Raw genomic sequence first — 15,234 nt, forward strand, 5'->3', positions numbered from 1 at the left:
CGTGGATACAGCCTGTCTCAGGCCATATCCTCCTCGGTTTCTTTCTCCACATGAGCGATCCGCGCGCCTGCCTTGTTGGAGGTCACCACCCCCAGCGATTTCAGTTTGCGGTGCAGGGCTGAACGTTCCATCCCAACAAAGGAGGCCGTGCGGCTGATATTGCCGCCGAAGCGGTTGATCTGAGTAAGCAGATATTCCCGCTCAAAGGCCTCACGCGCCTCCCGCAATGGCAGCGTTGCAAGTGCGCCGGACAGCACAACACGGCTCTGATCTTCCACCGCTTCCTCTTCACGCGGCAGATCTTTCGGCTCAATAGGACCGCTGTTTTCACCAAGAATCAGAACACGTTCCACCATGTTCTTCAACTGGCGCACATTGCCCGGCCACAGCATGGTCTGCATCAACGCAACGGCATCTTCGCTCAGCCTACGAAGCGGCAGACCCTGGCTCTGGTTGAACTGCTCGATGAAATGGTCCGCCAACAGCGGGATATCCTCGCGACGGTCCGCCAGTGACGGAACCGGGATCGGCACCACATTCAGGCGATGATAAAGCTCCTGACGGAAGCGATCCGCCTCAATCTCACGCTCAAGGTCCTTATTGGTCGCTGAAATGACCCGCAGGTCCACCCGTACCTTGTCAGAGCCGCCAACCCGCTGGAACTGCTGATCAACCAGCACCCGCAGGATCTTTGACTGGGTGCCAAGCGGCATATCCGCAACCTCATCAAAGAAGACAACGCCGCCATGCGCCTGCTCCAGCAGGCCCGGTTCAACTCCGCGCTCGGCACTTTCGCGGCCGAACAACACCTCTTCCATCCGGTCCGGCTCAATGCTGGCGCAGTTTACCGTCACAAAGGGCGCTGAGGCGCGGTTCGACTGGGTATGGATATAGCGCGCGGCGATTTCCTTGCCGCTGCCCGCAGGCCCGGTCAGCATCACCCGTCCGTTGGATTTGGTGACCTTATCCAGCTGGCTGACCAGGGCACGATAGGCGGCTGAGGCGCCGATCATTTCGCTGGCGCCCGAGTCCTGGCGTTTCAGATCAGTGTTCTCGCGGCGCAGCTTTGATGTCTCCATCGCGCGGCGAATAACGACCAGTAACTGGTCAATATTAAAAGGTTTTTCGATAAAGTCATAGGCGCCTTGCTTGATCGCAGCGACCGCGATCTCGATATTGCCATGACCTGAAATGATCACCACGGGGATCTCCGGATTGTCCCGTTTCACCACTTTCAGAATGTCGATGCCGTCCATCTGGCTATCCTTCAGCCAGATATCCAGTACCATGAGCGCAGGCGGCGCCTCATTCAGCGCGGCCATGCATTCCTCGGAACTGCCAGCCTTGCGCGTCGCGTAGCCTTCATCCTCAAGGATATCAGAAACCAGCTCACGGATGTCGCGTTCATCGTCAACAATCAGAATGTCACTCATGTCAGACCTGCTTTCACTGTACTCTTATGATGGTCTGCCGCCTCATGTGCAGCAGGCAGGCGGATCACAGCCATGGCCCCGTGGTGGGCCTGACCGTCGAAAACCGGCGCGTCTTCCAGCACCAGCGTTCCGCCGTGTTCTTCGATAATTTTCTTGACGATCGGCAGGCCGAGACCTGTGCCTTCGTCGCGGGTGGTCACATAGGGTTCAAACAAACGGGCACGGTCTTCTGGCAGACCGATGCCATTGTCGGCGATGGTGACCTCATAGCCGGATTTCGTCGGACTTACAGCGATGCGGATTTCAGGATCAAGATCCGCAACCGTGCCTTTTTGTTTCAGTGTTTCAACGGCTTCGCCTGCATTCTTGATCAAATTGGTCAATGCCTGACCAATCATCGTCGCGTCCAGATCCGCAAGCATCGGTTCCGTCGGCAGATCCGCGACAATGCGAAGATCAGGCTGACCTGCCTTTTGCAGGGTCACCGCATCGCGCAGCAGCTTCACCAGATCTTCCTCACGCCGCTCGGGTTCCGGCATACGGGCAAATTTGGAGAATTCATCAACAATACGGCGCAAGTCGTTGGTTTGACGGACAATCACATCTGTCATGGATTGCAGGAGATCACTGTTTTCTTCGCCCAGCTTGGGCGCAAATTTGCGTTTGATGCGCTCAGCACTCAGCTGGATGGGTGTCAGCGGGTTCTTGATCTCATGGGCAATCCGGCGCGCAACATCGCCCCAGGCCGCCATCCGCTGCGCGCTGACCAGGTCCGTAACATCGTCAAAGGCCACCACATAGCCCTCAAGCCGGTCTTCCTCGCTCCGTCGAGGGGACATCCGCACCAGAAGGTTCTCCAGCTGCCCCTGGCGGGTCACCTTGATCTCGCCCTGCACCACATCGGCGCCAGTTTCGGTCAGCTCCTGAAACAACGGCCCGAACTCCGGCACGGCCACCGCCAAGGCCAGCGACTGGCGATCACCACTCCACCCCAGCAGCCGCTCCGCAGACCGGTTCACAAAGGTGACGCGCCCCTCAGAATCCAGCCCCACCACGCCGGAGGTCACCGACATCAGCACGGAATCAAACAACCGGCGGCGGCGCTCAATCTGATGGGTGTTTTCCAGCAGCGTGTCGCGTTGTTCCCGCAGCTCAAGTGTCATCTGGTTGAAGTAGCGTCCCAGCTGCGAAATCTCATCATCGCCGTCGTCCTCCGGCACCTGCACATTCAGGTTGCCCGCCCCGACACGCCGCGCCGCAATGGTCAGCCGCCCGACCGGGCGCGACAGCCGTTCGGCAAACCACATGCCCAGCCACATCGCCGCCAGGATTAGGATCACAGCAAAGCCGAGATACAGCAGGACAAAGTCAAACAGCACCCGCCCCCGCTCGCTCTCCAACTGTTGATAAAGATGCGCGGTTTCCTTGGTGTCATCCAAGAGACTCAGCAATTCACCGTCCACATCCCGGCTGACATAGAGAAACCGGTCGACAAACGCATCCAGCCGCACCAGCGCGCGCAGCTCGCTGTTGTCCCAGTCCTGGATCAGGGTGACCCCTTCAAAAGAGGCCTGGCTGATATCCGCCGTGCGCGGCTCCTCAAAGTCGAACTCATACGACCGCTCGCCACGGGCCCGGATGGTTCCGGCGCCGTCCACCACATAGGCTTCCTGTAGGCCGCGCTGGATCTGCAATTGCCCCTGTGTCAGCACCTGACGCAACTGCCCGTCGCTGATGAAGAAATTGCGGTTTCGGCTGTTGTCGATATAGCGTGCCAGCGCCACCGCATCCTCCGAGAGGTCACGTTGCTGCTGATCCTGATAGGCCTCCGCCGCCGCCAGAGAGCTACCCACAACCTGCCGCACCCGGTCAGAGAACCAGCCTTCAAGGCCGACATTGACCGTCAGCCCGGCAAAGAGCGCCACGATCACGGTGGGCGTCAGCGCCAGAAAGGCGAAGGCCCCGATCAGACGCAGGTGCAACCTGGAGCCTGCGGATTTGGCCCGCCGCGCGGCGATCAGACGTCCCACCTGTGTCAGCACCAGCGCCGCGACGGCCAACACATAGATCAGATCGGCAAGCAGGATCAGCCGCAGCGACAGCGACGCCACCCCTTGCGAAAACGGGCCGATGATCAAAAATGTCGAAAGCGCCAGCACCGGGCCCAGAACAACCAGCCCGAGCGCGCCAACATTGCGAGCCCTGCGCGTTCTGCGCCACCGGTCAAGAGCCGCAAATGGCCCATATGCCGAACGGAGATGTGACCTCTGCGCCACGTACTGCCCTCATCCTGATGTGCGACCCTTCTGGTCGACCGCCATATATCGTGATCATCACCAGCTCAAACGCCGATCTGCCACGGTTCTGTGGCGATATTACATCAGTTTGCGGCGGCGTGTCACCTCAATATCAAGATCTGTGATCTTCTTGCGCAGCGTATTGCGGTTAATGCCAAGTAAATCCGCACATTTTGCCTGATTTCCGCCCGTCATTGCGAGCGATATTTCAATCAACGGGGTCTCAACCTCGCGCATCAGACGGGCATATAGACCTGGAGGCGGCAGCATATCGCCGTGCAGATCGAAATAGCGCTGCAAATGTCGCGCCACTGATTCCGACAGTTTCTCACTGCTGAGTGTACTGCCTGTCGCTGCCATCGGCTCACCGCCCGATTGCGCGCCCAGCGCGGCGTTGACTTCGTCGAGGCTGATCTCTTCGCTGCGCGCAGTCAGCGCCAAACGGCGCACCACGTTTTCCAGCTGGCGGACATTGCCCGGCCACGGGAACTGCCGCAGCGGCTCCCGCGCCGCCTCGCTCAGCCGACGGTGCGGCGCGCCCTCGTTCTCGGCCCGAGTGAGGAAATGCGCGCACAGCAGGGAGATATCATCAACGCGGGCACGCAGCGCAGGCACCGGCAGCTCGGTGCCGCTGATCCGGTAGTAGAGGTCCTGTCGCAAACCACCAGCCTCCATCGCTGCAGTGAGATCCTGCTGACTGGTGGCGATGAACCGGGGCTGATGATCCCCCGGTGCATCCATCATCCGCACGACACGGGCCTGGGCTTCCTCCGACAGATCCGCCAGCTCATCCAGCAGAAGCGTCCCTCCACGAACCTCAGCCAGCAACTGCGCCGGACCTTCAAGTGACGCCAGATCCGCCGCCTCCGCCCGGACAAACGGCAGGGTGCGGCGGTCCGACAGATCATGCATCGACCGGGCAATCAGTGATTTTCCTGTGCCGCTTTCACCCGTGATCAACAGGGGTATATCGGTGTTCATCACCCGCGCGATCAGCCGGTAGAGCGTTTGCATCACCTCGGTGCGCCCGACCAGCGGCAGATCCTCATGGCTCTCGCCTGCGGTCTCCGCCCCTCCCGCCGGGCCACCAGCCTGCGTAGCAGCGCGCAGCGCCCCCGGCCCGCTCCGCCTTTCGGTCAGCGCCTTGGCGGTGCGCTTCATCAGCTCCGGCAGATCAAACGGTTTGGGCAGGTAATCATAGGCTTCCGCCTCCGCCGCCTTAATCGCGGTCATAATGGTGTTCTGCGCCGAAATCACAATCACCGGCAACCCCGGCCGGTCGTCCGCGATCTTGGGCAGCATCTCCAGCCCGTTGCCATCCGGCATCATCACATCGGAGATCACGACATCGCCCTTCCCCTCGCCCACCCAGCGCATCAGCGTCGTCAGAGAGGAGGTCGCATGGACCTTGCAGCCAGCGCGCGTCAAGGCCTGGGTCAAAACCGTGCGGATTGTGCGATCGTCATCTGCGACCAGAACAGTGCCGTCCATGATGTGCTACTCCTGCCGTGGGGCGTTTGGGATGGGTACGGGACGCGGTGCGGTGGGCACACGCGACAGTGACAGTCGAAAAACCGTCTGGCCGGGTTCGGAATTGACTGAGATCCAGCCCTGGTGATCGGCAATGATCTTGCTGACCAGTGCCAGCCCCAATCCGGTGCCATTCTCCCGACCAGAGACAAAGGGATCAAAGATATCATCGCGAATTGCCTCAGGCAGTCCGGGGCCATCGTCCGAAATCTCGATTTGCAGCGGCAACAGCTTACCGGATCCATCACTGCGGCGCAGTCGGAAGGAGTGCTCGTAGAACGTACGGATCCGTATGGTGCCGCCCCCCGGATCCGCAGCCTCTGCTGCGTTCTTCAGCAGGTTCAACACCACCTGCAAAAGCTGGTCCCCATCCCCCCAGGCCATGGGCAGTGAGGGATCGTAATCCTCAATGATGGTCATATGAGCGCCGAACCCCAACAGGGCGGAGCGGCGCGCCCGATCCAATACATCGTGGATATTGACCTCCTGAAAGGCCGGGGTTGAGAGGTTTCCGAATTGTTCCACCTGCTCCAGCAGTTTCACGATGCGTCGGCTTTCGCTGACGATCAGATCGGTCAATTCCAGATCATCGCCTGACAGCCCCATCGACAACAGCTGCGCAGCACCGGTGATGCCCGCCAGCGGGTTCTTGATCTCATGGGCCAGCATTTCTGCCATACCGATTGCGGATTGCGCGGCAGATTTGGCGGAATGGTTCTGCGTCAGGCGTCCGGCCAGCTCGCGCGGGGAGAGCAGGATCAGCATCCGCCCCTCAACACCCTGCACCCGTGCTACCTGTACATTGCATTGCAGCGGCGCCCGCCCGGGCGCCCCAACGTCGATGTCATTGACAAACAAAGGCGTACCATTGTCGCGGGCGCGCGCCACCGCCTCGTCGATGGCGGGAGCAATGATCACATGTTGCCAGATCGCCTTGCCCAGCAGTGCCTTGCGCGAGGTATTGAGAAACCCTTCACCGGCAGAATTCACATCTTCGATCCGGGCCTCCGGATCAATCACAAAGGCCGGCACAGGCAGCGAGGCCCAAAGCGCGCTATCGGCACCGTTCCAATTCTGCGTAGCCCCTGATCCAGCCATATCCTGTGTCATGCCGCCTGCCCTGCCGCGAGGTCGGGACCGCGATCCGGCCCAGCGCCACCGATCAGCGCATCAGGCAGCAGCTGCAGCACCGTTCTGGGCGCCTTAGCAGTCAGCACCTCGCGCCGCAGGGGCGCGGGCGTCGCGGCCTCATCCATATACCAGCCCAGATGCTTGCGCGCGACCCGCAGACCCAGATCGGTACCGTAGAACGCAATCATCGCCTCATAGTGAGCACTGACCATCTGAACCAGATCCGACCCGGTCGGCACCTCGGGCGCAGCGCTGCCCCAGATGTCATGGGCCACCTCAGCCAGCAGCCAGGGTTTGCCCTGCACGCCGCGCCCGATCATCACCCCATCGGCGCCGGACTGTGCCAGCGCAGTTCGAGCGGTCGCCGTATCCACGATATCGCCATTGGCCAATAATGGCACGTTCAGCGCGCCCTTGACCGCTGCAATCGCCTTCCAATCGGCAGACCCTTTGTAGAACTGACATCGGGTGCGCCCGTGAATGGTCACCATCTGCACGCCTGCGTCCTGCGCGCGGCGGGCCACATCGGCGGCATTCAGGCTATTGTCGTCCCAGCCAAGCCGCGTTTTCAACGTGACCGGCACCGACACTGCGGCCACCACCGCCTCAATCAGAGACAGCGCATGATCCGGCGTCTTCAGCAGGGCCGAGCCTGAATAGCCATTGGTCACCTTCTTGGCGGGGCAGCCCATATTGATATCAATGACCTTGGCACCGCGGCTCTCCACCTGTCGTGCGGCCTCTGCCATCCAATAGGCATCGCGCCCGGCAATCTGCACTGCCGTATTCTCGACATCCGCACTCAGTTCGGCCCGTTCACGCACGCCGGGTTTGGCCTGTACCATTTCCTGACTGGCGACCATCTCGCTCACCATGAGACCGGCACCAAAGCTGCGCACCAGATCACGAAAGGGGCGATCCGTGATTCCAGCCATCGGCGCCAGAGCGATGGGAGGGGTCAGAGAAGTGGAACCGAGAGTGAAGGACAACTGCCTAATCCTTGTGCATATGAAGCGTTTCTAACCGAAGCAGCCTCTATGCGACAATGAAACCCCAGGCGGAAAGGCTGCATCTTTTGGCATATGCCTAATTTTTAGGCATATTACCCAGGGTGACCTCCTGCCATTGCCTCCCCTTGCATCACCTCCTAAACAATTGCGACCCAACAAAGAGGCGCCCTATGCCGTCTGATCCCTTCCCATCCGTGCCTGCAGCCGCCACCGCAGGCACACCCGAGGTGACCCACGCCCCGAAACACCAAACCGCCGCCCTGATTGTCGCCGCAGGCAAGGGTCTGCGCGCTGGCGGAGGTCTGGCAAAGCAATGGCGCCCGCTGGCGGGACGTCGGGTGATAGACTGGACGCTGGACGCGTTCCTTGGCGCAGGCGTGGACCGGATCGCGCTGGTCCTCTCTGCCGAAGATCACGACCACTGGCAGGAGTTCTCCTCCCGTGATGGAATCTTTCTGACCACCGGCGGATCCACACGGGCGCAATCGGTGGCAAACGGTCTTGATCTCTTGGCTGAACATGGTCTCGACCGGGTACTGATCCATGACGCCGCCCGGCCTTGTGTCTCTGCCCGCGTGATCGGGGAGATGATGGCCGCGCTCGACACCCATTTGGCCGCCGCCCCGGCGCTGGCCGTGACGGATGCGCTCTGGCGCGGGCGGGATGGCTATGTCACCGGCACCGAAGATCGCAGTGGCCTGTTTGCAGCGCAGACCCCGCAAGGCTTTCACCTGCCGCAAATCCGCGCCGCTCATCACCAACTTGCAGCAGAGGGGGGTGACGCCGCCGATGATGTGGAGGTCGCCCGCGCGGCAGGGATTGACGTTGCCATCATTCCGGGCGACCCAGACAATATGAAAATCACCCGTCCGGAAGATTTCGACCGGGCCGCGCGCATATTAGGGGGCGACATGGATGTAAGGCTTGGCAATGGCTATGATGTTCACCGGTTCGGACCGGGGGATGAGGTCGTGCTCTGCGGTGTGCCCGTAGCCCATGATCGCGGCCTTCAGGGGCATTCTGATGCAGACGTCGGGCTGCACGCCATCACCGATGCCCTATACGGCGCGCTGGCGGAAGGCGACATTGGCCGCCACTTCCCGCCCTCGGATCCCCAATGGAAAGGTGCCGCCAGCGATATCTTCCTGCGCCACGCCGCCGATCTGACCCGCTCCAAGGGCTATCAGATCTCCAATGTGGATTGTACGCTGGTCTGTGAATTCCCGAAGATCACCCCCCATGCGCCCGCCATGCGCGCCGCTGTGGCTCAGATCCTCTCTATCGACATCTCCCGTGTCTCGATCAAGGCGACGACCTCCGAACGGCTCGGCTTTACCGGGCGGGGCGAAGGCATCGCCGCCATCGCCACAGCCTGCGTGGTGAAATCATGAAAAAATCGCGTCTTGCTTTCCTGATCGGCACCGTGGGCGGCGTTGGCTATCTGCGACCCGCCCCCGGCACCTGGGGATCACTGGCAGCCCTTCCCATGGCGTTTGTCCTGCACCAGTTGGGCGGGTTTCTTCTGCTGGCGCTTGCGACCGTCATTTGCATGGTCGTCGGTGTCTGGGCTGCGGAGGCAATGACCCGCAACCGCGAAAACATGGATCCCTCCGAATTTGTACTGGATGAGGTCGCAGGCCAGTTCATCGCGCTCTGGGCAATCTCTTATCCTGCATGGGCGCATGACATTGCCATCACCGCACTCTGGCCGGGCTGGATCGCGGCCTTCGTGCTGTTTCGGCTGTTTGACATCTGGAAACCCGGCCCTGTCGGCTGGGCCGACCGCCAAAAGGGCGCAACTGGCGTGATGATGGATGACATCATCGCTGGTATCCTCGCGGCGATCGGCGTGGCCGCCCTTGCTGGCTTCTCACATGGCGTGTTGGGAATGTGATCATGGATGTCGCTGCTCTCATCCACAAGGCCCGTGCGAAGGGGGTCACCATTGCCACCGCCGAGAGCTGCACCGCAGGCATGATCGCAGCCGCCCTCACGGATGTTCCTGGATCCTCTTCAGTGGTTGACCGGGGCTATGTCACCTACTCCAACCGCGCTAAGCAAGACATGCTCGGCGTGCGCGAGAGCACCCTTGCCACTGTCGGCGCCGTCAGCGAGGAGGTTGCTGTCGAGATGGCCGAAGGGGCGCTGACCCGCGCTGACGTCACCCTGAGCATCGCGGTCACCGGCATCGCAGGCCCCGGCGGCTCTGAGCATAAGCCCGAGGGGCGGGTGTGCTTTGCCCTGGCACAGAAAAAGCTGCCAATCCATGTCGAGACAGTTGATTTTGGCCCGCTTGGCCGCGAACAGGTGCGCGCAGCGACATGCGACCACGCGCTGTCGCTGATCTGGCAATCCCTTACGGCAAATCCGCAAGGCTGACGCAAACCACAGCCCATCTGCCGCTATTTCATAGAACGGGCGCGAATTGAGCATCGCGCGCGCAGGACCGCTCAATTTTTCAGCATTTTAACAAAAGCCCGCTTTTCTGGCGCAAATTTGAAACCTGCCGCTTTTTTCAACGCCCCAGTTCCGCTTTGTCAGGCCTCAGATCAAGAAACAGCCTGACACGCGGAAGGAACGGCGGATGAACGCAGCCGATACAGCTTGGATTATTGTGGCCACGGCCCTTGTCCTCTTCATGACATTGCCGGGGCTTGCCCTGTTTTATGGCGGTCTTGTCCGCGCCCGAAATGTGCTCAGCGTGTTTATGCAATGCTACGCCATCGCCTGTTTGATGAGCGTTCTGTGGCTGGCCTTCGGCTATTCCATCGCCTTCGGAAGCGGCACCTCCGGCCTATGGGGCGGTCTGGACAAGATGTTCCTGTCCGGCGTCACCGCAGACAGCCTCTCTGGCACCCTGCCCGAGGTTCTGTTTTTTGCCTTCCAGATGACCTTCGCCATCATCACGCCTGCCCTAATCGTGGGCGCCTATGTCGAGCGCGTGGGCTTTGGCTTTGTGCTGGTGTTTTCCGGCCTCTGGATGCTCCTGTGCTACGCGCCCGTCGTGCATTGGATCTGGGGCGGCGGCATGCTGGCCGATGGCGGCATCTTTGGCGAAGTCGGCGTGCGCGACTTTGCCGGTGGCATCGTGGTGCATGAAACCGCAGGCCTGGCGGCGCTGATCATCGCGGTGTTCCTTGGCCCGCGCAAAAACCGCACCACACCGCCGCATAACCCCGGCTATGTCTTCATCGGCGCTGCCATGCTCTGGGTTGGGTGGTTCGGCTTCAACGGTGGCTCGCAGCTGGCCGCAGACGGTGGCGCGGCGATGGCGCTGACTGTCACCCATATCTCCGCCGCCACCGCCTCGCTGACCTGGGCGCTGTGGGAGAAGATCAAATACGGTAAGGCGTCCATGGTAGGCCTCGTCACCGGCACCATCGCGGGCCTTGCCTCCATCACGCCTGCCTCCGGCTTTGTCGGCCCGGTCGAGGCGCTGGTGATCGGTGCTGTCGCGGGTATCCTCTGTCAGGAAGCCGTGAACGTCGTCAGAAACCTGCTGAAGATCGACGACACGCTTGATGTCTTTGCCGTGCATGGTGTCGGCGGCATCTTCGGCACCATCATGATCGCGATCTTCGGCGCGGGCAGCTGGTTCGCACAGCTTGGCGGTCTGGCTGTGGTTGGGGTCTTCACCGTTGTTGTGACCATTGTTCTGGTCAAAGTCACCGCCGCGATCACACCGCTGCGTGTGGATCTGGAGACCGAGACCAACGGGCTTGATATCACGGTTCACGGTGAACGCGCCTACGACATGACCAGCTGACATCAATCAACCAGCAGCACAAAGATAAACGGGCCTGCATCGCGGGCCCGTTTTTATTCAACAGCTTAGCTGCCGTTGCTGATCATCCATAAAGCTCCGCCGCGCGACGTTCAAAGGCGCGCACGATCCGCTGCATCGCCTCATTGAACACCACGCCGATGATCCCCTGCAGCACGGCATTCTTGAACTCAAAATCAACAAAGAACGACACATCGCAACCACCGTCCACGCGATCAGCGAACGCCCAGTTGGATTTCATGTAGCGGAACGGCCCGTCCAGATATTCCGTGTCGATTTTCTTGTCGTTTGGGAACAATGTCACCCGGCTGCCAAAACGCTCGCGGAACACTTTGAAGGAGATCACCAGATCCGCCTCCATCACCTCAGCCTCCCCCAAGGGCGTGCGGCTGCGGATGCGGGCAGCGGAACACCAGGGCAGAAACTTGGGATAATCCCCGACATCAGCCACCAGATCATACATCTGCTGAGCCGTGTAAGGCATTGGCCGGGTTTCTGAATGGGTAGGCATAAGAGGCGCATTTCCTGCTATGATCGTCCCGCGTCATGTCATATGAACGCGCGGGAAATTCAAGGGGGCACCCATGACACAGCGGCCATATGTCATCGATGTGATGATCTCAGCCAAAGCCATTGCGGCGCGGATCGAAGAGCTTTGCGCCGAGATCCAGACAGAATTTGAAGGCACCGACAAACTGGTGGTGGTGGGGCTGCTCCGTGGCAGCTTTGTCTTCATCGCCGACTTGGTGCGGGAACTGGATCTGCCGATCGAGGTCGATTTTCTTGAGGCGTCCTCTTACGGAGACGCCATGGAAAGCAGCCGAGAAGTCCGTATTCTCAAGGACTTGCGCGGCGCAATTGAAGGCCGTGATGTGCTGGTTGTTGAAGATATCGTCGACACCGGCCATACACTGAACCACGTGACGCATCTGTTGCGCAGCCGCCAGCCAGCCCGGCTGAAATCTATCGCGTTGCTCGACAAACCCTCCCGTCGTGAGGTCGATTTCCGCTCTGATTGGATCGGCTTTGAGATCCCGGATGAATTTGTCGTCGGCTACGGAATCGACTACGCGCAGCGCAACCGCAATCTGCCCTTCATCGGCAAAGTCCGCTTCACAGAAGACGGCTGAACCTGCGCCCGGCTTCTCCCGGTCGCTATTATCCGCCGAGCAATCCGGCGTGGGGCGCAAACAACTGCGCCCTGCACACTGAAGATTCCCCCAAACCGGCACCAGCCCGCCGATGGCCCGCTGTTGCGTCAGCGTCTTTCTGCACAGCCCGTTTGCCAAATACCCCGATCCCCTCCAAGGCTCACCCAAGCGTTGAGACCAAAAAGGAGATCGACAATGAGACTGGCCTATATCGCTGCGGCCTCGCTTGCCCTTACCCCTGTCGCAGGGATCGCCGCGCCCCCGAAATGGGCGCCCGGCCACAAGAACAGCGCAGCGCAGCATGCCCCCGGTCAGATCAAAAAACAGCACAAACCGCGCCACCAAGGCTTTCAACAGCTGCGCGGTGACTGGGACTATATCGACGATCATGCCCGTTGGGGGCTGGCGCCGCCTGCTCCGGGTCACCGCTATATCCGCAAGGATGACCGAATTTACGAAGTGGTGCGGGACACGCTGGCGATTGTGGGCGCCGTTGCTCTGGTGGATGCGCTGATCGATTGATCGCCGTTTTCCGACATCAACATGCCACATAAGAGGCTGTGAAATCTAACTTATCTCAGCAGATCATCAAGGACGGCAGTAAAAATGGACACGCCAACCGGGATCGCGTCATCGGGAAAATCATAGTCAGGATTATGAAGTTGCGGCTGCATTTCGCCTGAGCCGAGCCAGATCATCGCAGCCCGTGCCGTCTTCCCAAACTGACCGAAATCCTCGGACCAACGCTGCGGCAGATCGCGGATTTCAACCGGATGCCCGGCGGCGTCGCAGGCCGCCTGAAGGATGGTCACGGCCTCGGCGTCATTGGTGCAGGCGTCGAATACATCGTCGAAATTGATGTCGCAGCCCACCCCACTGTCCGCGCAGATCCGACCTGTCAGATCTGTGGCCTCAGCGATCAACGCCTCCATTCGCGCATCACTGACTGTGCGCAGCGTGGCCCAGACTTCGCCCTCACCGGGCGCGATACCAAATGTCGCCTCGCCAAGGCGCGCATGGGTGATCGTGACCAGCGCGTAATCCGGCCCCAGATCCTGACCTCCGGCAAGTGCCGCCAGGGCCGGGAGCAGCTGCGCCATGGCACCTGCCGGTGAAATTCCGTCCTGCGGTGCCGCCGCATGGGAGGTCTTGCCCATCAGCCGGATGCGCATCCCGCGGGACGCACAATTGGCCGCCTCAGCACATAAGGCCACAGCCCCGACCGGCAGCCCCGGAAGATTGTGCAGGGCAAAGGCATACTCAGGAGCAATTTGCGGAAACGCAGGGTCGGCGATCACAGCGCGCGCCCCCTGCCCGGTCTCCTCCGCCGGTTGGAACAACAACACAACACGGCCCCGTGCCGGTCGCCTTGCGATCAGATCCTGCGCCAGTGCAGCCACGATGGTCATGTGCCCATCATGACCACAGAGATGGCCGCGCCCCGGGTGTGTCGAGCGATAGGGCTGATCAGAAAGCTCTTCAATCGGCAGCCCGTCCAGCTCACAGCGGATCATCACGGTCGGCCCATCTGCCGCACCGTTATAAACCGCCGCAACGCCATGGCCACCCAGACCGGTCAGCAGCTGGTCGGGATCATGGCCACGCAGAAAGTCGGCGATCAACGCCGCAGTCTTTCCCTCGGCCCCCGATATTTCCGGGATCTGGTGCAACGCATGGCGCAGCTCTGTCAGCTGCGCCAGACGGTCCGGCGTCATGCCAGGCCGAGCTTTTTGTTGCGTGCGGCGCGCAGCTGGGCGAAATCATCGCCCGCGTGGTAAGACGACCGCGTCAGCGGCGTTGCCGAAACCATCAGGAAGCCTTTGCCATAGGCGGCTTTCTCATAGCTTTCAAATTCTTCCGGCGTCACGAACCGGTCGACCGCATGGTGTTTCGGCGTCGGCTGGAGATACTGACCGATGGTCAGGAAGTCGATATCCGCGGCGCGCATATCGTCCATCACCTGCTTTACAGCCTGCGCGTCCTCACCCAGGCCGACCATGATGCCGGATTTGGTAAACATGGACGGATCCAGTTCCTTGACCCGCTGCAGCAGCCGCAGCGAATGGAAATAGCGCGCACCTGCGCGAACTTCCGGGTAGAGACCGGGCACCGTTTCCAGATTGTGGTTGAACACATCCGGGCGCGCTTCGACCACTTTTTCCAGCACCGACGGATCGCATTTCAGAAAATCAGGTGTGAGGATTTCAATCGTGGTTTTGGGCGAGCGATGACGCACCGCGCGGATTGTCTGGGCAAAATGCTCGGCGCCGCCATCTTCGATGTCATCACGATCCACAGAGGTAATAACGACGTGGTTCAGCCCAAGCTTTTGCACCGCATCTGCGACCCGGCCCGGTTCAAACACATCAAGCGCCTCTGGCGGTTTGCCGGTGGCAATGTTGCAGAAGGAACAGGCCCGCGTGCAAACCTCACCCATGATCATCATGGTGGCGTGGCCCTGGCTCCAGCATTCGCCAACATTGGGGCAACCCGCCTCTTCGCAGACGGTGACCAGCTTATGCTCTCGCATGATCTTATGCGTTTCCGCGTAGCCCTTGCCCCCTGGCGCCTTGACCCGGATCCAGCTTGGCTTCTTCGGCTGAGCATTGTCAGGACGATGCGCCTTTTCCGGGTGGCGTTGCTCGGGGATTTTCAGATCTCGCACGTCGATGTTCCCTTGCGGCAGTGGTCTTTTGGTCTTCGTAACATAGTTGCAATCGCTTGGCACGACCAGTTCTCCGCCCTGCCCACATCCTCCCTCCGGGCAACATTACCCCCTAATACACTGTTTATATTAAAAATCTGATGCAGAATGCGGATACTGCAACCCCGCCACCCGGTTTCGGGCAACCGGGTGGCTGCCCGAGGATCCCTGCTGCCGAGTCGCTACGGACACGT

The 15,234-nt window shown here is 60.7% G+C and carries 14 protein-coding genes; 6 read left to right on the top strand and 8 right to left on the bottom strand.

Translation table 11 applies throughout. From position 1 onward, the window contains the following. Nucleotides 1-17: 17 nt before the first annotated feature. The 5 genes from ntrX to dusB all read right to left on the bottom strand — a co-directional run bounded on the left by ntrX (nucleotide 18) and on the right by dusB (nucleotide 7,380). On the bottom strand, nucleotides 18-1,433 hold the full coding sequence (gene ntrX, locus INHI_RS0108405; RefSeq protein ID WP_014874595.1) for a nitrogen assimilation response regulator NtrX: 1,416 nt from the start codon (nucleotides 1,431-1,433) through the stop codon (nucleotides 18-20). Further along, on the bottom strand, nucleotides 1,430-3,709 hold the full coding sequence (locus INHI_RS0108410) for a sensor histidine kinase NtrY-like (RefSeq protein WP_027247360.1): 2,280 nt from the start codon (nucleotides 3,707-3,709) through the stop codon (nucleotides 1,430-1,432). The genes ntrX and INHI_RS0108410 overlap by 4 nt, the downstream gene beginning before the upstream one ends. A gap of 99 nt (nucleotides 3,710-3,808) precedes the next feature. After that, nucleotides 3,809-5,221, bottom strand: a complete 1,413-nt coding sequence (locus tag INHI_RS0108415) for a response regulator (protein WP_014879941.1) — start codon at nucleotides 5,219-5,221, stop codon at nucleotides 3,809-3,811. A 6-nt stretch (nucleotides 5,222-5,227) separates the two neighbouring features. Continuing rightward, nucleotides 5,228-6,370, bottom strand: a complete 1,143-nt coding sequence (locus INHI_RS0108420; protein WP_027247361.1) for a two-component system sensor histidine kinase NtrB — start codon at nucleotides 6,368-6,370, stop codon at nucleotides 5,228-5,230. Next, a complete protein-coding gene (dusB, locus tag INHI_RS0108425; RefSeq protein WP_027247362.1) occupies nucleotides 6,367-7,380 on the bottom strand; it encodes a tRNA dihydrouridine synthase DusB in 1,014 nt (337 codons plus the stop codon). The genes INHI_RS0108420 and dusB overlap by 4 nt, the downstream gene beginning before the upstream one ends. Before the next feature lie 191 nt (nucleotides 7,381-7,571). Between dusB and INHI_RS0108430 the strand changes: the two genes are divergently transcribed. The 4 genes from INHI_RS0108430 to INHI_RS0108445 all read left to right on the top strand — a co-directional run bounded on the left by INHI_RS0108430 (nucleotide 7,572) and on the right by INHI_RS0108445 (nucleotide 11,167). After that, nucleotides 7,572-8,792: a bifunctional 2-C-methyl-D-erythritol 4-phosphate cytidylyltransferase/2-C-methyl-D-erythritol 2,4-cyclodiphosphate synthase gene (locus tag INHI_RS0108430; RefSeq protein WP_014879938.1), complete on the top strand. Its 1,221-nt coding sequence runs from the start codon at nucleotides 7,572-7,574 to the stop codon at nucleotides 8,790-8,792. Then, nucleotides 8,789-9,295: a phosphatidylglycerophosphatase A family protein gene (locus INHI_RS0108435; protein ID WP_014879937.1), complete on the top strand. Its 507-nt coding sequence runs from the start codon at nucleotides 8,789-8,791 to the stop codon at nucleotides 9,293-9,295. The genes INHI_RS0108430 and INHI_RS0108435 overlap by 4 nt, the downstream gene beginning before the upstream one ends. A gap of 2 nt (nucleotides 9,296-9,297) precedes the next feature. Further along, complete coding sequence (locus INHI_RS0108440) at nucleotides 9,298-9,780, top strand: CinA family protein (protein WP_027247364.1); 483 nt, start codon at nucleotides 9,298-9,300, stop codon at nucleotides 9,778-9,780. A gap of 205 nt (nucleotides 9,781-9,985) precedes the next feature. Next, nucleotides 9,986-11,167, top strand: coding sequence for an ammonium transporter (locus tag INHI_RS0108445; protein WP_027247365.1), 1,182 nt, complete (start codon nucleotides 9,986-9,988; stop codon nucleotides 11,165-11,167). An 82-nt stretch (nucleotides 11,168-11,249) separates the two neighbouring features. Here the strand turns inward: INHI_RS0108445 and INHI_RS0108450 are convergent, their stop codons facing one another. After that, nucleotides 11,250-11,696, bottom strand: a complete 447-nt coding sequence (locus tag INHI_RS0108450) for a type II toxin-antitoxin system RatA family toxin (protein WP_027247366.1) — start codon at nucleotides 11,694-11,696, stop codon at nucleotides 11,250-11,252. 73 nt (nucleotides 11,697-11,769) lie between these two features. Here INHI_RS0108450 and hpt point away from each other — a divergent pair, with 73 nt between their 5' ends. Next, nucleotides 11,770-12,315: a hypoxanthine phosphoribosyltransferase gene (gene hpt / locus INHI_RS0108455; protein WP_014874585.1), complete on the top strand. Its 546-nt coding sequence runs from the start codon at nucleotides 11,770-11,772 to the stop codon at nucleotides 12,313-12,315. A gap of 216 nt (nucleotides 12,316-12,531) precedes the next feature. After that, nucleotides 12,532-12,858, top strand: coding sequence for a hypothetical protein (locus INHI_RS0108460; protein ID WP_027247367.1), 327 nt, complete (start codon nucleotides 12,532-12,534; stop codon nucleotides 12,856-12,858). 50 nt (nucleotides 12,859-12,908) lie between these two features. Here INHI_RS0108460 and INHI_RS0108465 read toward each other — a convergent pair whose 3' ends face one another. Both INHI_RS0108465 and lipA read right to left on the bottom strand, forming a co-directional pair. After that, the gene (locus tag INHI_RS0108465) at nucleotides 12,909-14,051 is read right to left on the bottom strand and encodes an amidohydrolase (protein ID WP_027247368.1); all 1,143 of its coding nucleotides are present in this window, start codon (nucleotides 14,049-14,051) and stop codon (nucleotides 12,909-12,911) included. After that, nucleotides 14,048-15,001, bottom strand: a complete 954-nt coding sequence (lipA, locus tag INHI_RS0108470) for a lipoyl synthase (RefSeq protein WP_014874582.1) — start codon at nucleotides 14,999-15,001, stop codon at nucleotides 14,048-14,050. The genes INHI_RS0108465 and lipA overlap by 4 nt, the downstream gene beginning before the upstream one ends. Nucleotides 15,002-15,234 lie beyond the last annotated feature (233 nt).

Source organism: Phaeobacter inhibens DSM 16374, assembly GCF_000473105.1.
Taxonomy (GTDB): Bacteria; Pseudomonadota; Alphaproteobacteria; order Rhodobacterales; family Rhodobacteraceae; genus Phaeobacter; species Phaeobacter inhibens.